The following is a 20,464-nucleotide window of genomic DNA, read 5'->3' on the forward strand; positions in this document are numbered from 1 at the left end:
GCTTTGACGGATACAACAACATTGGTTACAATCAAGAAAGATTGCGGTAGTATAAAGTAAGCACGGAAGTGATTGGGCACAGAATAGGAGGCATACCCATGAATGTGGTTTCCGACTCACTCAAGAGCGGTTCGGCTCTTGCAGATGATTATATAAACCGTTTTAGCGAAGTACAGCCTTTATACGGCGAAGATTTTCGTGATGAAGCAAGCTGGCTGAAACGTGTGGAATGGCTTGACCAATCGGAGTCCGGCCGGGTTAACCGGGGCGAATTGGCAGAAGTTTTACGGCGGTATAACAGCCGGCACAATGACCATCAGGCGGTACATAATGCACTGGATTTGCTGGCGAAGGAAGGAACGCTGGCCGTGGTGGGGGGACAGCAGAGCGGATTGTTTACCGGTTCGCTGCTGGTGATCTATAAAGCCATGACCATTATCCAGTCGGCGCAAGAAGCGGCCAAGAAATTCAACCGGCCGGTGGTGCCCGTCTTCTGGATCGCGGGTGAGGACCATGACTTCGATGAAGTAAACCATACGTACGTCATGACACCGGAGCTGAAGGTCGCCAAAATCAAGATGGAAGCGAAACCGGGACCCCGCTCGTCGGTGAGTGCGATTCCGATCGGTCCAAACGAATGGAAGCAGTCCTTCGACCAGCTGGGCAGATGGCTTCCGGACAGTGAAAACAAGCCGGAGATTTTGAAATGGATCCATGAGGCGTCGGAGCAGTCGGATAATCTCAGCGACGCTTTCGCCAAGCTGCTGGGCCGGTTGTTTGGCGAGTACGGCTTGATTTTGCTCGATTCGGCGGATCCTGAGCTGCGCAAGCTGGAAGTTCCGGTGTTTGAAAAAATGATCGAGCGCAACGACGGGCTGGAACAGGCTTATCAGCAGGCGGCGGCGTGTATTACCGGCAAAGGCTACTCGCTTCAGGCGGAAGTTGCGGCCGGCGGGGCCAATTTGTTCTATATATATGAAGGAAACCGTCTGCTGCTGTATAAACAGGATGGCAAGTTCACCGACCGCAAAGGGATCGTCAGCTTAAGCCAGAGTGAGCTGCTGGAGCAGCTTCGGACTCATCCGGAGCGGTTCAGCAACAATGTGCTGACGCGCCCGATGATGCAGGAATCGCTGTTCCCGGTACTTTGTACCGTGCTTGGGCAAGGGGAAATTTCCTATTGGGCCATTACGAAGCAGGCTTTCGAAATCCTTGGGCTCCGGATGCCGATCCTGCTGCCGCGGATGTCCTTTACCTTGATCGAAGGCGCCTTGCAGAAATACATGGATAAGTTCGGCGTGACCTTCCAGGATGTTCAGCACCGGTTTGCAGAAGCCCGCCAGCAATGGCTTTCGAGCCAGGAGGAATTCCATATCGAGCCGAAATTCGCCGAGACGCGCCGGGCCTTTGAGCAGCTGTACGAACCGCTGATCCGCGAGCTGGGCACGATTCAGTCCGGTTTGATCCCGCTCAGCGAGAAAAACAAGGGCAAAATTTTGGAGCAAATATCTTATCTGGAACGCAAAACACGCGAAGCGGTGGAGAAGAAGCATGAAGCCGAGCTGCGGCAGTGGGACCGGATCGGCGTTTCCCTGTTTCCGCTGGGCAAGCCGCAGGAACGGGTGTTTAATATTTTCTACTATTTAAACCGCTACGGCCTCGAATGGATTCATGATTTGATCCGCACCTCGGATCATTTTACGGCGGAGCACCGCATTATCGAATGTTAATCAAATAGAGGATAGGGAGGCAATGAGATGAGTTCATCTTCACTGCAAAACAGCGTCGTCAAGGATATGGCGCTGGCACCGGAAGGCCATTTGAAAATCGATTGGGTGGAGGCCCATATGCCGGTGTTAAACGAAATCCGCAAGCAGTTTGAAGCGGAGCAGCCGTTTAAGGGGCTGAAGGTCACCATTTCGCTGCATTTGGAGGCCAAGACGGCATACCTGGCTAAAGTGGTAAAGGCCGGCGGTGCGGAAGTAACGATCACAGGCAGCAACCCGTTGTCCACACAAGATGACGTCTGTGCGGCGCTTGTGGAAGACGGTGTGACCGTGCTGGCCAAATACAATCCGGATCCGGTGGAGTACAAGGAATTTCTGATCCGGGCGCTGGAGACCAAACCCGACCTCATTATCGATGACGGTGGAGACCTGGTGACGATCCTTCACTCGGAACGGCCGGACCTGCTGGAGACGATCCGCGGGGGCGCGGAAGAGACAACGACCGGTATTATTCGCTTGAAGGCTTTGGAAAAAGACGGGCTGCTGAAGTTCCCGATGGTGGCCGTTAATGACGCTTACTGCAAGTATTTATTCGATAACCGCTACGGTACGGGACAATCGGTGTTCGATGCAATCAACCGTACGACAAACCTGGTCGTAGCGGGCAAAACCGTTGTCGTTGTAGGCTACGGATGGTGCGGCAAGGGCGTAGCGATGCGGGCCAAGGGACTTGGCGCCAAAGTCATCGTGACGGAAGTCAATGCAATCCGTGCGGTGGAAGCTCATATGGACGGCTTTGAAGTCATGCCGATGCTGGAAGCCGCGAAGCACGGCGATTTCTTCGTGACCGTGACGGGCAACCGGGACGTCATCACCGGTGAGCATTACGACGTGATGAAGGACGGGGCGATCCTGTCGAACGCCGGCCACTTCGATGTCGAAGTCAACAAACCTGAACTGGCGGCACGAGCTGAGTCGGTACGCACCGTGCGCCGTAACATCGAAGAATACAAGCTGACGGACGGCCGCAAAATCTACCTTCTGGCCGAAGGACGCCTTGTCAATCTTGGGGCGGGAGACGGGCATCCGGCGGAAATTATGGATATGACGTTCGCCCTCCAGGCGATGTCTCTGAAATACGTGAATGACAACTATCAAAACCTGGGTGCTCAGGTGCTGAACGTGCCGCTCGAAATCGACGAGCAGGTCGCACGCCATAAATTGGCAAGCCTGGGGATTCAGATCGACCGGCTGAGCCAGGAGCAGATCCGGTATTTGGACAGCTGGTCCACCCACGAATAATCGGTAAATTGTGGTTATCCACATGTGGAAAACCCCCTTGATTCTTCGCGAATCAGGGGGTTTTTGCTGTTTTTCCGCGCAGGGCGGGGCTGGAATTATCCACAAAAAAACATGTGGATAAGGCAGGATTTTGATTTTATCCGGCGAATCTAGTATCCTTAAGTGGTGGAAAGTGGTGCAAAGTGGGGATTTGGGGTTAAAGGGGTGAGTGAACGGTGTTTATGGGGGAATATCAACACAGCTTAGACGATAAAGGCCGCGTCACCATCCCTGCCAAATTCCGCGAGCTGCTTGGCTCCTCCTTTGTGGTCACCCGGGGCTTGGACCAATGCCTATTTGTATATCCTATGAATGAATGGCAAATTTTGGAACAAAAGCTGAAGTCACTGTCCCTGATGAAATCCGACGCGCGTGCGTTTACCCGGTTTTTTTTCTCGGGTGCAACGGAATGCGAATGGGATAAACAGGGAAGGGTAAATTTACCGGGAAATCTCCGCCAATACGCAAAGCTGGAGAAAGAATGCGTGGTGCTCGGCGTATCGAACCGGGTGGAGATTTGGAGCAAGGATACTTGGGAGGAGTACTTCCAGCAATCTGAAGAGACGTTTAACGATATTGCTGAGAAGCTGGTTGATTTGAATTTTGATTTGTAGAGAGTTTGGAGGGCTGCAGCTTGTTTCATCACATCACGGTGCTTAAAGAAGAAGCGACAGAAGGGCTGCGCGTGAAGAGAGACGGCATTTATGTCGATTGCACGCTTGGGGGTGCGGGGCACAGTTCCCTGATCGCGTCCAAGCTGGGGGAATACGGCAGGCTGATCGCGTTGGACCAGGATGACTGGGCGCTCGATAACGCAAAGGAAAGGCTGGCCCCGTACGCAGACCGCGTATCCCTGGTCAAGACGAATTTCCGGCATCTGGAGGAAACCCTCCGGGAGTTGGCTGTTCCGAGCAAGGACGGCATCCCGCAGGTGGACGGCATTTTGTTCGATCTGGGCGTGTCATCTCCCCAGTTTGACGAAGGGGACCGGGGATTCAGCTACAATTACGATGCGCCGCTCGATATGCGGATGGATCAGTCGGCGTCCTTGACGGCTGCCGAAATTGTAAACGAATGGCCTGAGCAGGAAATTGCCCGGATTTTGTTCCAATACGGGGAAGAAAAGTTCTCAAGACGGATTGCCAGAGTGATCAGCGAGCGCAGAGCGCAGAAAGCCATTCAAACAACGGGCGAGTTGGTCGATATTATTAAGGAAGGCATTCCGGCGGCAGCGCGGAGAACAGGCGGCCATCCGGCCAAACGAAGCTTCCAGGCCCTTCGGATCGCAGTGAACGACGAGCTTGGCGCTTTTGAAGAAGCGCTGCATCAAGCGGTGCGCTGTCTTGCTCCCGGCGGAAGGGTATCGGTGATTACGTTCCATTCGCTGGAGGACCGGATATGCAAGCAAATTTTGAACAGCTACGTAGGCAAATGCACCTGCCCGCCGGACTTTCCGATGTGCGTGTGCGGCGGGAAGGGTGAAATGAAACTGGTCAACCGCAAGCCGATCGTGCCGGGTGAAGAAGAACTTGCACAGAACCCGCGAGCGCGTTCAGCCAAGCTGAGAGTTGCTGAGAAAATATAACCTAACGCATCTGACACACGATTCATATTTTTGAAGGCAAGGATTCATGTTCAGGGCGTAGAGACTAAGACAAAGGGGAATCAGACATGGCCTATACGCGTGGTAACCTGGCAGTTAAGGAGAAGGTCGCTGAACGAACGTCTCCCGGGTACCGGGAGAAGACGAAAGTCGTTACTCACCGTACATATCTGCCGATCAAGGAAAAGCTGCTCTATTTGCTGACGGTTGGAATATGCGTCATGGTGGCGAGCCTGATCATCTGGCAGAACGCCAACATTTACGACCTGAACAAGCAAGGGCAGAAGGTCGACAAGAACATTAAGAACATGAACGTGACTATTAAAGAGCTTAAGGCGGAGAAGCAGCGCCTTGAGGTCGGAATCCGCGAGAAGGCAATCCAGCTTGGCTTCCAAGAGCCGGGCAAGGAGGCGCTTACCGTTCCGCGTTCCAGTACGACAAGTACGGATAACGCCGGAACAGGGTCGGAAACGGCAAAAAAATAGAGCTTGTGAGGGTTGAGCATGGTAAAAAGAATAAAACTTCGCACACTGCTCCTAGGAGGATTCATCACCCTCCTTTTTGTTGTTCTGTTAATTCGGGTATTTGCACTGCAGGTGGTTAACGGGGATGACTGGCATGATCGGGCGGTCGCCCAGTGGACGAAAAAAGTCCCGATTCCGGCATCCCGCGGCACGATTACGGACCGCAACGGCGATATTCTCGCATCCGACGTCCCGGCTTATACCGTTATCGTCAATCCCGCTGTTATCCACGAGAATGGGCTGGAGAACGAAATCATCGAAGGGCTGCACAAGATTTTAGGCAAGGATGAAAGCGAGCTTAAGGAACTTGTAAACGCCAAAGACAAGGACGGGGAATACCTTACCAACCGGGAGGTCCGGAACGAAGGGTGGAAAATTGACGAAACGAAGAAGGCCCAGATCGAAGATCTCAACAAAGAGTTGAAGGCACAGCTTAAAAAAGAAAAAAAGGTGCTTGAAACCGGGCTGGACATGATCAAGGAGCAGAAGCGCTATTATCCGAAGGGGACGCTTGCGGCTCATATTCTGGGTTACACGAACCGGGATGGTGAGGCTGTAGCCGGGCTTGAGGCAAGTCTGGATGATTACCTCAAAGGCACCTCAGGACTCATGAAATACGAAAGCGACCGGCAAGGGGACCAGCTTCCCGAAGCGAATATGGTGTACAAGCCGGCTGTCAATGGTAAAAATTTAAAGCTGACGATCGACGACACGATCCAGTATTATATCGAAGACGCGATGAAAGAGACGTACGAAAAGTACCAACCGATCAGCATGACGGTCATTGCTGCCGACCCGAAGACGATGGAAATACTCGGGATGGCCAACCTGCCGACATTCAACCCGAATACGTACTGGAACACGAAGGACCAGAAAGACTTCTTCAACTATGCCGTCAAAGCTACGTACGAGCCGGGTTCCACGTTCAAAATCGTAACGCTGGCAGGTGCGGTGCAGGAAAAGCTTTTTAATCCAAATGCGATCTACCAGTCCGGACAAATCCAGGTCAAAGGGACTCATACGTACCTTCATGATATCAATCGATATGGTTGGGGACCAATCACGTTCCTTGAGGGCGTGAAGCGCTCCAGTAACGTCGCTTTCGTTAAGCTGGGATCGGAAATGCTCGGGAAAGACCGCCTGCTGAAATATATCAAGGATTTTGGCTTCGGTCAGAAGACGGGCATTGAACTGCCTGGCGAAGTATCCACCACGATCAATCTTCCGGGTCCGGTCGAGGTGGCGACCGCGTCCTACGGACACGGCGTATCCGTGACGCCGATCCAGCAGCTGGCGGCGATCAGCGCGGTGGCGAACGGTGGGAAGCTGAAGACACCGCATATCATCAAAGAGATTACCGATCCGGATACAGGCAAAGTTGTGTTAGCTCCGGATACGAGCAAGGTCGTCCGTCAGGTGATCTCACCGGAAGCCGCCAAGGAAACGAGCAGCTACCTGGAACAGGTCGTCGCGGACCAGGTAAAAGGTACCGGGCGCAACGCCTACATCGACGGATACCGGGTGGCCGGTAAAACCGGAACCGCGGTCAAATACGGCTCCGACGGCAAACCGGATTACTCAAAGTCCGTCGTCTCCTTTGTCGGTTTTGCGCCGGTGAACGATCCGAAGATCGCCCTTATTGTCATTGTGGACCAGCCGAATGACCCTGATGTCGGCGGCGGCACGGTGGCGGCGCCGATCTTTAAGAAAATCGTGTCCCAGGCCCTGCCGTATATGGGCGTGCCGAAGGCGAACACCAAAAAAACGTCCGACGGCAAAACGACGGCAGAACGCTCACCGGCTCCGACGCTCACGAAGCTGGCCGTGAAGGACGCGAAGCAGAAGCTGCTGAACGCAGGCATCGACTTCGAAACGATCGGCAAGGGCACCTCGGTCATCCGGCAGTTCCCGGCAGCGGGAACGCCGATGAGCCCGGGGCAGCGCATTTATCTGCTCACGGAGGAGACCGACAAGATGACCGTGCCGGATCTAAAAGGCGAATCGCTGCGTGATGCGCTGGATATTTTGACCTTGCTGAAATGCTCGGTTACCGTCGAAGGCCAAGGATACGTCAGCGAGCAGCTGGTCACGGACAAGAACGGCAAGCGTTCCGTCCAGCTGACGCTGAAGCCGGTCAAGGATGAAGAGACATCGCAGGATACTTCATCATCCTCCACGAAGGACGATTCCGGTTCGAAGGATACGTCGGCCGGCGATTCGGCCGACGGTAAGTCCGGCGAAGAAGCCAGCGATAACTGATAAGCGGCAACAGCTTGTTCTATCCCCTGGTTGTCCCGAATATTCATGATATGAACAGTCATGAAGCTGTAGGGAAGCGGGGAGGGATAACAAATGAAGGTTTCAAACGTCACCATGAGGCGGAGGCTGCTGTGGAGCTTGCTGATCCTCTGCCTGTTGTTTGCCGCTCTGATCGTGAGGCTAGCCTATGTGCAGCTTGGAAAGAGCAGCGAATTATCCGCCAAGGCCGAGGAGAACTGGCGCCGGGAAATTCCGTCAACGGCCAAGCGGGGCGAGATTCAGGACCGCAATGGGACGCCCTTGGCTTATAATATAAGCACGCCGACGATCATGGCGATCCCTGTCCAGATCAAGGAGCCCGAGAAGACGGCGAAGACGCTGGCTCCTCTGCTGGGTATGAGCGAAGACAAGATTATGAAGTCTATTACGAAGAAATCAAGGATTGAACGACTGCAACCCGGTGGACGCAAAATTACGATGGAGCTTGCTCAGAAAATTCGTGATTTAGAGCTGCCGGGTATCGTCGTTGCTGAGGACAATAAGCGGTTTTACCCCTACGGCGACCTTGCCGGGCACATTCTGGGCTTTACGGGCATCGACAACCAGGGCTTGACCGGGATCGAGCAGAGATATGACACCAAGCTGCAGGGGATTAACGGCAGCGTCTCCTATTTATCCGATGCGGGGGGCAGGCTCATGCCGGGATCTTCCGAGAAATACGAGGAGCCTAGAGACGGCCTTAACCTCCAGCTGACGATCGACAAATCGATTCAGTCGATTATGGAGAGGGAGCTGGACCAGGCGATGGTTCAGTACCAGGCCCGCGGCGCCTGGTCGATCGCCATGAACCCGAAAACCGGAGAGATTCTGGGGATGGCCAGCCGTCCGGGATTTGAGCCGGCGAATTATCAGGAATATCCATCCGAAGTGTATAACCGGAACCTGCCGATCTGGATGACGTACGAGCCCGGTTCGACTTTCAAGATCATTACGCTGGCGGCTGCCCTTCAGGAGAAGAAGGTGGACCTCAAGAATGAGCAGTTTTTCGATCCGGGATATATCAAGGTCGGGGGAGCCAGCCTGAGATGCTGGAAGCGGGGCGGCCACGGCAGCGAAACGTTCCTGCAGGTCGTGGAAAACTCTTGTAACCCGGGCTTTGTCGTTCTGGGCCAGCGGCTGGGCAAAGATTCGCTGTTTAACTATATCCGCAATTTCGGATTCGGCTCCAAAACGGGCATCGATCTGAATGGAGAAGAGAACGGCATCCTGTTCAAGCCGTCTCAGGTGGGCCCGGTCGAGCTGGCCACGACGGCTTTCGGACAAGGGGTGTCCGTGACGCCGATCCAGCAGGTGGCTGCCGTGTCGGCTGCCGTCAACGGGGGCAAGCTGTTTAAGCCTTACGTTGCCAAAGCCTGGATTAATCCGGAGACCGGCCAAACGGTGAGCGAAACGAAGCCGACGCTGGTTAGACAAGTTATTTCGGAGGATACGTCCAAGCAGGTGCGCGAAGCGCTGGAGAGCGTAGTGGCTAAAGGGACGGGCAGACCCGCTTTCATCGACGGATACCGTGTCGGCGGCAAGACGGGTACCGCCCAGATCGTCGTCAACGGCCGCTACTCCTCTACGGAGCATATCGTTTCATTCATCGGCTTTGCACCGGCGGACGACCCGCAAATCGTTGTTTACACCGCGGTGGATAATCCGGCCGGCATTCAATTCGGCGGCGTCGTGGCAGCGCCGATCGTCCAGCACATTCTCGAGGATTCACTGCATGTGCTGAAGGTGCCGGAGCGCAAGGATCAGCTGCCGAAAACTTATAAATACGGAGATACGCCGATCGACACCGTTCCTGACCTGGTGGGGGCGACGGTTGAAGATTTATATGAGGATCTGAACATGAATTTTACGCTGGCTAAGTCCGGTACCGGGAACACGGTCATCAGTCAGGCGCCCAAACCGGGCAGCCGGGTGGAGCGGGGCTCGACGATCCGGATTTATATGGGAACGGACGCGGACGTGAAGGATCAGAGTGATGCGGACGAAGCGCAGGATGATCCGGAAGCGCCTCAGGACGGTACCGGCACACAGCAGAATGATGCCTCAACCCATAATTGATTGCGGCGATATTCGAGACTAATAGAACTAGAGTGAGGGATCAAGAGATGAAACTAAATGAACTGGCATCTGCATTAACGACGGCACAAATTATCGGAGACGGCGACATTACGATTACGAACATCCAGGTGGATTCGCGTAAAGTGGCGCCGGGAGACCTGTTTATCTGCCTCCCGGGCCACACGGTCGACGGTCATGACTATGCCGGCCAGGCTGCGGAACAAGGGGCGGTGGCGCTCGTTGTCGAGCGGAAGCTGGACATCGACCTCCCGCAGATCGTGGTCAAGGACTGCCGGTTTGCCATGGCCGTTCTGGCCGATGCGTTTTTCGGGTCGCCGAGCTCCCATATGAAAATGATTGGCGTGACGGGAACCAACGGCAAGACGACCACAACCTACCTCATCGAAAAAATGATGAGCGACCAAGGGGTCAACACCGGCCTGATCGGCACGATCCAGATGCGCTACGGCGGAAGGACCTTCCCGATGTCCGGCACAACGCCGGAAGCGCTGGAGCTTCAGCGTTCCCTGGATGACATGACGGCGAACGGCGTGGAGTGCTGCGTGATGGAGGTATCCTCCCATGCGCTGGAGCAGGGACGGGTGAAGGGCACCGACTTCCGTACCGCCATTTTCACCAACCTGACGCAGGACCACCTCGATTATCATAAAACGATGGAGGAATACCGCGCGGCCAAAGGTTTGTTTTTCGCCCGTCTGGGCAACAAATTCGCCCATCAGCCGGAGCAGCGCAAGTTTGCCGTGCTGAATGCGGATGATGAAGCCTCCTCCTATTTCGCCAAAATTACGGCAGCTGAAGTCATTACATACGGTGTTGAGAACAGCGCGGACGTCCGGGCAACCGGCGTCAAGGTGACGGCGCAGGGAACTTCCTTCCATGTGGACACCTTCCGGGGCAGCGCCGATATCCAGCTGAGAATGGTCGGCAAGTTCAACGTCTACAATGCGCTGGCCGCCATTACCGCCGGCTTGCTCGAAGGCATTGAACTGGACAATATCAAGCGCAGCCTTGAATCGGTACCGGGCGTGGCCGGCCGGGTCGAGTCGGTGGATGCCGGACAGCCTTTTGCCGTTATCGTCGATTACGCGCATACGCCTGACGGTCTGGAGAACGTGCTGAAGACGGTCAACGAATTCGCCGAAGGCCGGGTCATTACCGTGTTTGGCTGCGGTGGAGACCGGGACCGGACCAAACGTCCGATCATGGGCAAAATCGCGGCCAAGTACAGCGACTTCATTTTTGTCACATCCGACAACCCGAGAACGGAAGATCCGGAGCTGATTCTGAAGGACATCGAGCAGGGTCTTAAGGATGACAGCGTTCCGCAGGAGCGCTACGAGATGATCGTGGACCGGCGGACGGCTATACAAAAGGCTATTGAAATGGCAAGCCCTCAGGATGTAGTATTGATTGCGGGGAAAGGTCATGAGACCTATCAAACCATTGGTACGACGAATTATGACTTCGACGACCGTGAAGTTGCCAAGGAAGCGATAAGGGGATTGGATAAGTGATTACGACGACTTTAGGCCAAATGGCCGCCATGTGCGGAGGAACACTCTCGCAGGAACAACACCGGGAGCTGCCGATTCAAGGCGTGTTTACGGACTCCCGACAAATAAAGCAAGGAAGCCTGTTCGTCCCGCTCGTCGGGGAACGTTTTGACGGACACGCTTATGCCGAATCCGTACTGAAGGACGGAGCGGGCGCGACGCTGTGGCAGCGCGACCGGGGCGAGGCGCCGGCGGGAGCTGTCATTGTTGTCGATGACACGCTTGCGGCGCTGCAGACCCTGGCTGAGGCCTATTTGGCAGAAGTAGGCTGCCGCGTAGTCGGCATTACGGGCAGCAACGGCAAAACGACGACGAAGGATATGGTGTATACCCTTCTGTCTACGACCTATAAAGTTCATAAAACCGGGGGCAATTTCAATAATCATATTGGACTGCCCTTAACCATTTTAGAGATGCCGGCGGATACGGAAATCGCCGTATTGGAGATGGGAATGAGCGGCCGGCATGAGATCGAGCGTCTCTCCCAAATCGCCCGTCCTGATGTGGCGGTCATTACGAATATCGGGGAAGCGCATCTGCTTCAGCTCGGCTCAAGACATGAAATCGCCCGGGCCAAGGTGGAAATTATTAGCGGCATGAAGCCCGGCGGCCTGCTGATCTACCATGGCGACGAGCCGCTGATTCCTATGGTGCTCGGCGAAGCCGAAACGGTGAAACCCGAAGGGCTCCGGACCTTTACGTTCGGGTTGGATCACAGCAACGACGATTACCCCACAGGGATGATGTTCCACAGCAAGGGGATTATTTTTACGTCACTGCTGCATCCGGAGGAGGGGCTGGATCTGCCGCTGCTCGGCCAGCATAACGTCATTAACTGCCTTGCAGCTCTCGCGGTGGCCCGCCATTTCGGCATTACCGAGGAGAACATCCGCACGGGACTGACCGGACTGCATTTGACCGGGATGCGGATCGAGCAAATCGTGGCGCCGAGCGGGCTGACCATTCTGAACGACGCCTACAACGCCAGTCCAACCTCCATGAAGGCTGCGATCGACGCGCTTCATAGTCTCAAAGGCTATCATCACAAGGTGGCCGTGCTGGGGGACATGCTGGAGCTTGGGCCGCAGGAGAAGGAGTTCCATGCCGAGATCGGGCAGTACGCCGCGGCGGACCGGGTCGATGTGCTGTACACGTACGGACCGTTGTCGGAGGAGACCGCTGAAGCGGCCCGGAAGATTCGTCCGGACCTGAGCGTATTTTCTTTTACGGATAAAGCTGAGCTGATCCCCCATCTCGTCAAGCGCGTTCATGCCAAAGATGTGGTGCTCGTCAAGGCGTCGCGGGGTATGAAGCTCGAAGAAATTGTGGATGCTCTAGTTAAGGAAAACTTGCAGAAATAGCGCACAGAGGGGGTGAATCCATGGACTATCAACTATTGCTGTTAACGATCGGTGTATCTTTTATTCTCGCGGTGATTGCCGCTCCGCTGCTTATTCCGCTGCTGAGGCGTATGAAGTTCGGCCAGCAGGTCCGCGACGACGGGCCGCAGACCCATTTGAAGAAGGCGGGAACGCCGACAATGGGCGGAATCGTCATTATTTTGGCTTTTACGCTTGCTTTTCTGAAATTTTCCGTCATTAATACGGATTTTTACGTACTGCTCGTAGCCACGCTTGGCTTCGGCCTGATCGGATTTCTTGATGATTATATTAAAATCGTGTTCAAGCGTTCTCTCGGACTGACGGCGAAGCAGAAGCTTATCCTGCAGCTGCTCTTCGCCGCGATCATGAGTTACCTGCTCATCAAGAACGGCCACAGCACGGCGATCAGCGTACCGGGAACGTCGTGGTCGTTTGACTGGGGCGGATGGTTCTATTATCCATTCATCGTCATTATGATGATGGCTGTGACCAACGCGGTCAATTTCACGGACGGGGTCGACGGACTGCTGTCCGGCGTGAGCGCCATCGCTTTTGCCGCATTCGCCATCGTCGCCATGCAGGCGACCTCGCTGTCGGCCGCTGTTTGTGCCGCTGCCATGATCGGGGCGGTGCTCGGGTTTCTTGTATTTAACGCCCACCCGGCCAAAGTATTCATGGGGGATACGGGCTCGCTCGGCATTGGCGGAGCCATCGGCGGCATCGCCATCGTCACCAAAACCGAGCTGCTGTTTATCGTGATCGGCGGCGTGTTCGTCATCGAAATGCTGTCCGTCGTTCTTCAGGTCGCATCATTCAAGACCCGCGGCAAACGTATCTTTAAAATGAGTCCGATTCACCATCACTTCGAGCTGACCGGATGGTCCGAATGGCGGGTCGTCATGACCTTCTGGGCGGTAGGCATCGTGCTCGCGGGACTTGGACTTTACTTGAACAAGGGGTTGTAGAAGATGAAGCATCCAGATTCGTACAGGGGTAAAGAGATCGTAGTGCTCGGGCTTGCCCGAAGCGGCGTGCAGGTCGCCAAAGTGCTGCACCAGGCCGGAGCGATTGTTACTGTGAATGATCGAAAGGAAAAGGATCAATGTCCCGAAGCCGGGGAACTGGAGCCCTTGGGAATCACCGTCATTTGCGGTGGTCATCCCGAGGGGCTGGTTCATCCCGGTATTTCTCTGCTCGTCAAAAATCCGGGAATTCCGTACACAGCTCCGCCGGTGCAGGAGGCGCTGAAGCTCGGGATCGAAGTGGTGACCGAGGTGGAAGTCGCCTATCACATCTGCGAGGCGCCGATTATCGGGATCACCGGCTCCAACGGCAAAACGACCACCACGACGTGGGTGGGCAACATGCTGGAAGCGGCCGGTATGCGTCCGATCGTCGCCGGCAACATCGGCACGCCGCTGTGCGAAGCGGCGCAGCATGCCGATGCGGGCAACTGGATGGTTACCGAGCTCAGCAGCTTCCAGCTGAAAGGAACGACGGATTTCCGTCCGCGTATCGGCTGCCTGCTGAACCTGACGGAAACCCATCTTGATTATCATGGCAGCATGGAAGACTATGCTTCTTCCAAAGCGAAAATGTTCGCCAATCAGACAGAGGATGATACCGCGGTCCTCAATTGGGATGATTCTTACTGCCGCAGCCTGGTGCCTTATATAAAGGCCAAGCTGCTTCCGTTCTCGGTGACGGAAGAACTGCAAGTCGGCGTGTATGTGAGCCCGCCTTATATTCCGGACACGGAAGACGACCTAGAGCGCAGCATCGTATACCGCGATTCGGACGGGCGGTCCCAGGTAATCATCCCCGTGAAGGAAATCGGTATTCCCGGCCGGTTTAACGTCGCAAACGCCGCAGCGGCCTGCGCGATCGCGATCGCAGCCGGCGCTGCACCAGACCGGTTGGCCGAACCTCTGGCTTCGTTCCACGGGGTGGAGCACCGCTTGGAGTATGTCAGAGACGTCGGCGGCGCTGCCTATTACAACAATTCCAAAGCGACGAACGCCAAAGCGACAGGCATGGCGCTCGCCTCGTTCCATCAGCCGGTCGTGCTGATTGCCGGCGGTCTGGACCGCGGCTCGGATTACATGGAGCTGATGCCGCTGCTGAGCGAGCACGTCAAGGCGGTTGTGGTGCTCGGCGAAACGGCGGATAAAATCGCGAAAGTTGCCGAAATGGCCGGATTAAAGCATATCCGCAAGGCCGATACTGGTGAGGACGCCGCCGCTGTGCTGCGTTCCGCGGTACAAGAGGCCGCAGCTCTCGCCGAAGCCGGGGATGTCGTATTGCTTTCGCCGGCCTGCGCGAGCTGGGACATGTTTACCTCATATGAGGAGCGCGGACGCATTTTTAAAGAGGCGGTGCATAATCTTTAAGTAGGGGGGTGGATAAGCCCCTACTTCCTGGCAAAAGGTGGCCTCCTCATGAACAAGACACGACCGGCGCCGGATCTGTGGCTCCTTCTCTGTATTTTGGGCCTGCTGACGATCGGCATGATCATGGTATACAGTGCAGGCTCCGTACTGGGCTTTCACGATTACGGCGACTCATTCTATTTCGTCAAGCGACAGATGCTGTTTGCCGGACTCGGACTGGTCGCGATGTTTTTTACCGCAAATTTGGACTACCATGTATGGAAAAAATACGCCAAGGCGGGACTGATCATCTGCTTCGGGCTGCTCATCATCGTCCTGATTCCGGGCATCGGCGTTGTGCGCGGGGGTGCACGGAGCTGGCTCGGGATCAGCTCCTTCGGCATTCAGCCCTCCGAATTTATGAAGCTCGGGATGATTCTGTTCCTGTCCAAGTGGCTGAGCAGCGAGAACTTCAACATTACGGCGTTTGGCAAAGGCCTGCTCCCGCCTCTCGGTCTGATTGGACTGGCCTTCGGGCTGATCATGATGCAGCCGGATTTGGGAACCGGTACGGTGATGCTTGGCGCGTCGATGATGATCGTTTTTACGGCAGGGGCCAAGCTGAGCCATCTGGGCTTTCTCGGGCTTGGCGGGGTAGCCGGCTTTGCGGGACTGATCATTGCCGCGCCCTACCGGCTGAAGCGTATTACCGCTTTTCTTGACCCATGGTCGGATCCGCTCGGCGCCGGTTACCAGATCATCCAGTCGCTATATGCGATTGGCCCCGGCGGACTCGGGGGGCTCGGACTCGGAATGAGCCGGCAGAAATACAGCTACGTGCCCGAGCCCCAGACCGACTTTATTTTCTCCATCCTGGCGGAGGAGCTCGGATTTATCGGCGGTCTGATCGTGCTGCTGCTGTTCCTCGTGCTCGTATGGCGGGGGATGCGTGTGGCCATGACGATCCCCGACCGGTTCGGAAGCCTGCTGGCCGTCGGCATTATCGGCATGGTTGCCGTTCAGGTCGTCATTAACATCGGCGTGGTTATCGGTATGATGCCGGTCACCGGAATTACGCTCCCGCTGATCAGTTACGGAGGCTCATCGTTAACTCTGATGCTGACCGCGCTCGGCATTTTACTTAATCTATCACGTTATGCGAGGTGAATACATTGCGCGTCGTATTATCCGGCGGCGGCACGGGAGGACATATTTACCCGGCCGTCGCTGTCGCGAGACAATGTGAGGCGGAAGATCCTGATTCCGAATTTTTATATATTGGCGGTACCCGGGGGCTGGAGAGCAAGCTCGTCCCCCAAGAAAATCTCCCTTTCGAAGCCATCGACATTACGGGGTTTCGCCGTAAGCTATCGATGGACAATGTGAAAACGGTCATGCGTTTTCTAAAGGGAGTCCAAACATCCAAGAAGCTGCTGAAGGAATTTAAGCCGGACGTTGTCATTGGCACCGGCGGCTATGTCTGCGGTCCGGTGGTGTACGCGGCTGCGAAGCTCGGCATTCCGAGCATCATTCATGAACAGAACGCCATCCCCGGGTTGACGAATCAGTTTCTGAGCCGGTACGTCAGCACGGTTGCCGTAAGCTTTGAAGGTTCCGAAGGCGCCTTTCCCAAAGCCAAACGGGTGATTTACACCGGGAATCCGCGGGCGACGACGGTTCAGACGGCGAACCGGGAAAGAGGTTTTGCCACACTGGGCATCCCGATGAACAGCTCCGTCGTTCTGATTGTGGGCGGCAGCAGAGGAGCCAAGGCAATTAACGACGCCATGATCGAAATGGCGCCGCGGCTTGAGAAGCTGAAGCATATCCATTTCGTTTATGTGACCGGAGAAACTTATTTTGACCAAACGCGTGAGGATATCAGGAGCCGGCTTGGAAGCCTTCCTAATCATCTTCACGTTTTGCCGTATATTCATAACATGCCGGAAGTGCTTGCGGCGACATCCCTGATCGTCAACCGTGCAGGGGCTTCGTTCCTGGCGGAGATCACATCGCTCGGGATTCCATCCGTTCTCATTCCTTCCCCGAATGTGACCAACAACCATCAGGTGGCTAACGCAAGACAGCTGGAGAAAGCCGGCGCGGCCAAAGTCATCCTGGAGAAAGAACTGACGGGCAAGCGGCTCTATGAGTCCATTGAAGATATCATGATGAATTACAATCTGCAGCAGGAAATGTCCGCAAGCTCCCGGAGCTTGGGCAAACCGGATTCGGCCAAGGTGATCGTGGAAGAAATGCGCCGCCTGTCGCGGGGCCGCTGAAAGCCGTGGGCGATTGTCACACACGCGGTATGTACTACATAAGATACTCTATAATCGTGACAATCACCCATGGAATACCGGCACGGTTCTACGATCGGCCGCAGTATACCGGTCCATACCGCTTCTTTCCCGCTTAACGATAAAGGAGGATGCTTTGCGATGCAGCAGTGGAAGTCCCTACTGTCCGAAGCCCATGTCGGAACGATTCGCTGGAATGAACCTCTGGAGAGCTATACCACCTGGAAAATCGGCGGTCCTGCCGACGCGCTTGTCATCCCGGGCAGCGTGGAGCAGCTGGTAAGCCTGATTTCCCTGCTGCATGCGAATCAAATCCCCTGGCTGCAGATCGGCCGCGGCTCCAACCTGCTCGTTGCCGACAAAGGCTTTCGCGGCGTCGTGATTAAACTGGGCGGGGAGCTCGATCATGCCCATTTTCAGGGAAACCGGGTTACCGCCGGAGGAGGATTCTCCCTCGTAAAGCTTAGTGTCCTGGCCGGAAAAGAAGGTTTAACAGGCCTCGAGTTTGCGGGAGGGATACCCGGAAGCGCAGGCGGTGCCGTGTATATGAACGCCGGAGCCCACGGGTCTGATGTGTCACGCATATTCAAGTCCGCTGAGATTGTACTGGATACAGGAGAATTGGTGACTTACACTGCAGAAGAGATGGCCTTTGCCTATCGTCACTCCATCCTTCATGAGCGCAAAGGGATCGTGGCAAGAGCCGTGTTTGAGCTGCGGCCTGGAGACCGTAAGCAAATTGCTGAAGCGATGGCCCGCTTCAAAGAATACCGGCGCTGCACCCAACCGCTGCAGATGGCCTGCGCAGGGAGCGTGTTCCGCAATCCTCCAGGCGATCATGCCGCCAGGCTGGTGGAGCATGCCGGTTTGAAGGGCAAACGGATCGGAGGGGCAGAAGTGTCCATGCAGCACGCCAATTTCATTGTAAACACCGGTCAAGCGACAGCAGAGGACGTGCTCACATTAATGCATCACATTCAGGAGACGATTCAAACTGAATACGGCATTGAACTGATGCCGGAAGTGTATGCGGTTGGTGAGCGGTAAACTCGGAGGTGATACATTGGACAAATTGGTGATTGAGGGTGGCAAAGCCCTATCAGGAACCATACGTATCCATGGAGCAAAAAATGCCGCATTGCCGATTTTGGCAGCAAGCTTGCTGGCCGCAGGCGAAGTTCGGCTGAATAATGTCCCCCGGCTGCTGGACATTGATGTGATGCTGGGCATTCTCGAAAGGATCGGCTGCAAGACGCTGCATGAGCAGGAGACGGTCACCGTGGATACATCGTCTGCCAATTCGTTTCATGTGCCGGAAGACTTAATGGGGCAAATGCGTTCCTCCATATTTCTGATGGGTCCCCTTCTGGCCAGGTTCGGCGAGGTTGCCGTTTATCAGCCGGGCGGATGTGCGATTGGCGAACGGAAAATCGACCTTCATCTGCGGGGGCTTCAGGAGCTTGGTGCGGAAATTGAGGAGAGAGATCAGCAAATTATTTGCAGGGCGCGCAAATTAACCGGTGCCGACATCCATTTGGATTTTCCCAGCGTAGGGGCTACCGAAAACATTATGATGGCGGCGGCCACCGCCAGCGGAACGACGACGATTTCGAACGCCGCGCGCGAACCGGAAATCCAGGACTTGGCCAACTTCTTGAACAGGATGGGAGCCAGCATTATCGGCGCGGGTACCGATACGATCACGATCCAAGGGGTTCAGCAGCTGACCCCGTGCACTTATGAAATTATTCCTGACCGGATCGTAGCCGGAACCGTCATGATTGCCGCGGCGGCGACGCGGGGGAACGTCACTTTGACGAACTGCAATCCCGCGCACTTGTCTTCGCTTATCCACGTGCTGAAGCGCGCTGGTGTTCAAATCAGTATTCTCAATGATATAATGAGCGTAAGCTGCATGAGCCGCCCCAAAGCGGTGGAACGGATCGTAACATCACCGTATCCGTCGTTTCCCACCGACCTGCAGTCCCAGGTCATGGTGCTGCTGTCATTAGCCGACGGTTTCAGCGTCATGAAGGAGACGGTATTTGAAGGCCGGTTCAAGCATGTCGACGAGCTGACCCGTATGGGCGCGGATATTACAATCGACCTGAACAGCGCTTTTATCCGCGGGGTGCAGCGCCTATACGGAGCCACAGTTGAAGCCACGGACTTGCGGGCCGGCGCGGCGCTGGTCATTGCCGGTCTGGCTGCACAGGGCAAAACGGTTGTGGAGCAGGTTCATCATATCGACCGCGGTTATGATCATATCGAAATGCTGTTCCAAAAACTCGGAGCGGATATACATCGGTTTACGCCGGTACCCAAACCGCTTGATTTAGCTAATTAACGCCACGCTTATCCCCTTCGCCAGTTGAAGGGGATAAGAGGCATTATATGGAGAGTATCCTATGCCTAACGCCCAAATTCCTGTTTTAAAAGAAGACAAGCCTAAAAGAAAAGCCAGCAAACGTATTATTTGGATCCTGCTGCTGCTATTTATCGTCATCCTATCTGTTCTGTTCTTTCGTTCGACGATGAGCCAGGTCACGGAGGTTCATTTCAAAGGCAATATATTTACGACAAGGGACGAGCTGCTGAAGGCCAGCGGTCTGCAGGTTGGCAGCCAGTTCTTCGGCGTATCTCCGTCCAAGGTGGAGAGCAGCCTGCTCAAGGTGAAATCGATCCAAAAGGCGACGGTGGACAAGCAGTTTCCAGGCGTCATTAACGTTACGATCGAGGAGTATCCTACCGTTGCGTACGAGCTTGCCGCGGAGGGGGATCTGCAGGCGATCCTTTCCAGCGGTGCGACGGTGTCGGTGAACAACACCGGAATCGCGGTGGAGAAGCCGATCCTGACGAAGTGGAATGCCTCCGATCCGAACAAAGCCGCGCTCTGCAAGGTGCTGGGGCAAATTCCGAATGAACTGACCTCCGACATCTCGGAGATCATCCCGTCGCCGACGGAGTCCTTCCCGGACCGGATTAAGCTGTACACCCGCTCGCGGTTTGAGGTCATTACGGCCATCTCGCTATTAAAAGACAAGGTCGAGTATCTTAACCAAGTCATAGAGACGGAAGAGCCGGGTATCATCACAATGCTGGAGGCTGATTCCTACGTTCCTTTCGAGCCTCCCGGCGAGGAAAACGGCGACCAAAATGCCACTACTCATGAATAGTAAAAAATGCTACAATTAAAATTACGGACAAGTATGAAATCTCCCTCTTTTTTCTTCTGATTTTGAAGAGATTCGTAACAAAGATTGGCAATTG

16 protein-coding genes are annotated in these 20,464 nt (G+C 55.1%); all 16 read left to right on the plus strand.

Features of this window, described 5'->3' with window-relative positions:
- The first annotated feature begins 98 nt into the window (after positions 1-98).
- The 16 genes from bshC (at position 99) to C7820_RS01510 (ending at position 20,370) form a co-directional block, all read left to right on the plus strand.
- Entirely contained in the window at positions 99-1,730 is a 1,632-nt protein-coding gene (gene bshC, locus C7820_RS01435; protein ID WP_116229532.1) for a bacillithiol biosynthesis cysteine-adding enzyme BshC, read from the plus strand.
- 27 nt (positions 1,731-1,757) lie between these two features.
- Positions 1,758-3,029: an adenosylhomocysteinase gene (locus C7820_RS01440; protein WP_116229533.1), complete on the plus strand. Its 1,272-nt coding sequence runs from the start codon at positions 1,758-1,760 to the stop codon at positions 3,027-3,029.
- Between the two features lie 215 nt (positions 3,030-3,244).
- Positions 3,245-3,682: a division/cell wall cluster transcriptional repressor MraZ gene (mraZ, locus tag C7820_RS01445; protein ID WP_076169844.1), complete on the plus strand. Its 438-nt coding sequence runs from the start codon at positions 3,245-3,247 to the stop codon at positions 3,680-3,682.
- Between the two features lie 20 nt (positions 3,683-3,702).
- Positions 3,703-4,653, plus strand: a complete 951-nt coding sequence (gene rsmH / locus C7820_RS01450; protein ID WP_105444520.1) for a 16S rRNA (cytosine(1402)-N(4))-methyltransferase RsmH — start codon at positions 3,703-3,705, stop codon at positions 4,651-4,653.
- Positions 4,654-4,739: 86 nt separating this feature from the next.
- Complete coding sequence (locus C7820_RS01455) at positions 4,740-5,156, plus strand: hypothetical protein (RefSeq protein WP_181908917.1); 417 nt, start codon at positions 4,740-4,742, stop codon at positions 5,154-5,156.
- Between the two features lie 18 nt (positions 5,157-5,174).
- On the plus strand, positions 5,175-7,454 hold the full coding sequence (locus C7820_RS01460; RefSeq protein WP_116229534.1) for a penicillin-binding transpeptidase domain-containing protein: 2,280 nt from the start codon (positions 5,175-5,177) through the stop codon (positions 7,452-7,454).
- 93 nt (positions 7,455-7,547) lie between these two features.
- A complete protein-coding gene (locus C7820_RS01465) occupies positions 7,548-9,569 on the plus strand; it encodes a stage V sporulation protein D (RefSeq protein ID WP_116229535.1) in 2,022 nt (673 codons plus the stop codon).
- Positions 9,570-9,616: 47 nt separating this feature from the next.
- Positions 9,617-11,104 (plus strand): UDP-N-acetylmuramoyl-L-alanyl-D-glutamate--2,6-diaminopimelate ligase, encoded by a 1,488-nt coding sequence (locus C7820_RS01470; RefSeq protein WP_116229536.1) that lies wholly within the window; start codon positions 9,617-9,619, stop codon positions 11,102-11,104.
- A complete protein-coding gene (locus tag C7820_RS01475; RefSeq protein WP_309545758.1) occupies positions 11,104-12,504 on the plus strand; it encodes a UDP-N-acetylmuramoyl-tripeptide--D-alanyl-D-alanine ligase in 1,401 nt (466 codons plus the stop codon). Before C7820_RS01470 ends, C7820_RS01475 begins: the two co-directional genes overlap by 1 nt.
- A gap of 20 nt (positions 12,505-12,524) precedes the next feature.
- Positions 12,525-13,490 (plus strand): phospho-N-acetylmuramoyl-pentapeptide-transferase, encoded by a 966-nt coding sequence (gene mraY, locus C7820_RS01480; RefSeq protein ID WP_116229538.1) that lies wholly within the window; start codon positions 12,525-12,527, stop codon positions 13,488-13,490.
- A 3-nt stretch (positions 13,491-13,493) separates the two neighbouring features.
- Complete coding sequence (gene murD, locus C7820_RS01485; RefSeq protein WP_116229539.1) at positions 13,494-14,915, plus strand: UDP-N-acetylmuramoyl-L-alanine--D-glutamate ligase; 1,422 nt, start codon at positions 13,494-13,496, stop codon at positions 14,913-14,915.
- Between the two features lie 48 nt (positions 14,916-14,963).
- Complete coding sequence (gene spoVE, locus C7820_RS01490) at positions 14,964-16,061, plus strand: stage V sporulation protein E (RefSeq protein WP_116229540.1); 1,098 nt, start codon at positions 14,964-14,966, stop codon at positions 16,059-16,061.
- Positions 16,062-16,066: 5 nt separating this feature from the next.
- Positions 16,067-17,176, plus strand: coding sequence for an undecaprenyldiphospho-muramoylpentapeptide beta-N-acetylglucosaminyltransferase (gene murG / locus C7820_RS01495; protein WP_105444531.1), 1,110 nt, complete (start codon positions 16,067-16,069; stop codon positions 17,174-17,176).
- 159 nt (positions 17,177-17,335) lie between these two features.
- Positions 17,336-18,241 (plus strand): UDP-N-acetylmuramate dehydrogenase, encoded by a 906-nt coding sequence (gene murB / locus C7820_RS01500; RefSeq protein WP_076169854.1) that lies wholly within the window; start codon positions 17,336-17,338, stop codon positions 18,239-18,241.
- A gap of 16 nt (positions 18,242-18,257) precedes the next feature.
- On the plus strand, positions 18,258-19,541 hold the full coding sequence (murA, locus tag C7820_RS01505) for a UDP-N-acetylglucosamine 1-carboxyvinyltransferase (RefSeq protein WP_116229541.1): 1,284 nt from the start codon (positions 18,258-18,260) through the stop codon (positions 19,539-19,541).
- Positions 19,542-19,602: 61 nt separating this feature from the next.
- The gene (locus tag C7820_RS01510) at positions 19,603-20,370 is read left to right on the plus strand and encodes a cell division protein FtsQ/DivIB (RefSeq protein ID WP_116229542.1); all 768 of its coding nucleotides are present in this window, start codon (positions 19,603-19,605) and stop codon (positions 20,368-20,370) included.
- Positions 20,371-20,464 lie beyond the last annotated feature (94 nt).

The organism is Paenibacillus sp. VMFN-D1, assembly GCF_003386155.1.
GTDB classification, from domain to species: Bacteria; Bacillota; Bacilli; order Paenibacillales; family Paenibacillaceae; genus Paenibacillus_AQ; species Paenibacillus_AQ favisporus.

What these genes read in the sequence shown, in the direction of transcription:
- C7820_RS01510 (WP_116229542.1), top strand. Translation starts at nt 19,603, where the DNA reads ATGCCTAACGCCCAAATTCCTGTTTTAAAAGAAGACAAGCCTAAAAGA.
- mraY (WP_116229538.1), top strand. Translation starts at nt 12,525, where the DNA reads ATGGACTATCAACTATTGCTGTTAACGATCGGTGTATCTTTTATTCTC.
- murB (WP_076169854.1), top strand. Translation starts at nt 17,336, where the DNA reads ATGCAGCAGTGGAAGTCCCTACTGTCCGAAGCCCATGTCGGAACGATT.
- bshC (WP_116229532.1), top strand. Translation starts at nt 99, where the DNA reads ATGAATGTGGTTTCCGACTCACTCAAGAGCGGTTCGGCTCTTGCAGAT.
- C7820_RS01460 (WP_116229534.1), top strand. Translation starts at nt 5,175, where the DNA reads ATGGTAAAAAGAATAAAACTTCGCACACTGCTCCTAGGAGGATTCATC.
- C7820_RS01465 (WP_116229535.1), top strand. Translation starts at nt 7,548, where the DNA reads ATGAAGGTTTCAAACGTCACCATGAGGCGGAGGCTGCTGTGGAGCTTG.
- C7820_RS01455 (WP_181908917.1), top strand. Translation starts at nt 4,740, where the DNA reads ATGGCCTATACGCGTGGTAACCTGGCAGTTAAGGAGAAGGTCGCTGAA.
- C7820_RS01470 (WP_116229536.1), top strand. Translation starts at nt 9,617, where the DNA reads ATGAAACTAAATGAACTGGCATCTGCATTAACGACGGCACAAATTATC.
- murD (WP_116229539.1), top strand. Translation starts at nt 13,494, where the DNA reads ATGAAGCATCCAGATTCGTACAGGGGTAAAGAGATCGTAGTGCTCGGG.
- C7820_RS01440 (WP_116229533.1), top strand. Translation starts at nt 1,758, where the DNA reads ATGAGTTCATCTTCACTGCAAAACAGCGTCGTCAAGGATATGGCGCTG.
- spoVE (WP_116229540.1), top strand. Translation starts at nt 14,964, where the DNA reads ATGAACAAGACACGACCGGCGCCGGATCTGTGGCTCCTTCTCTGTATT.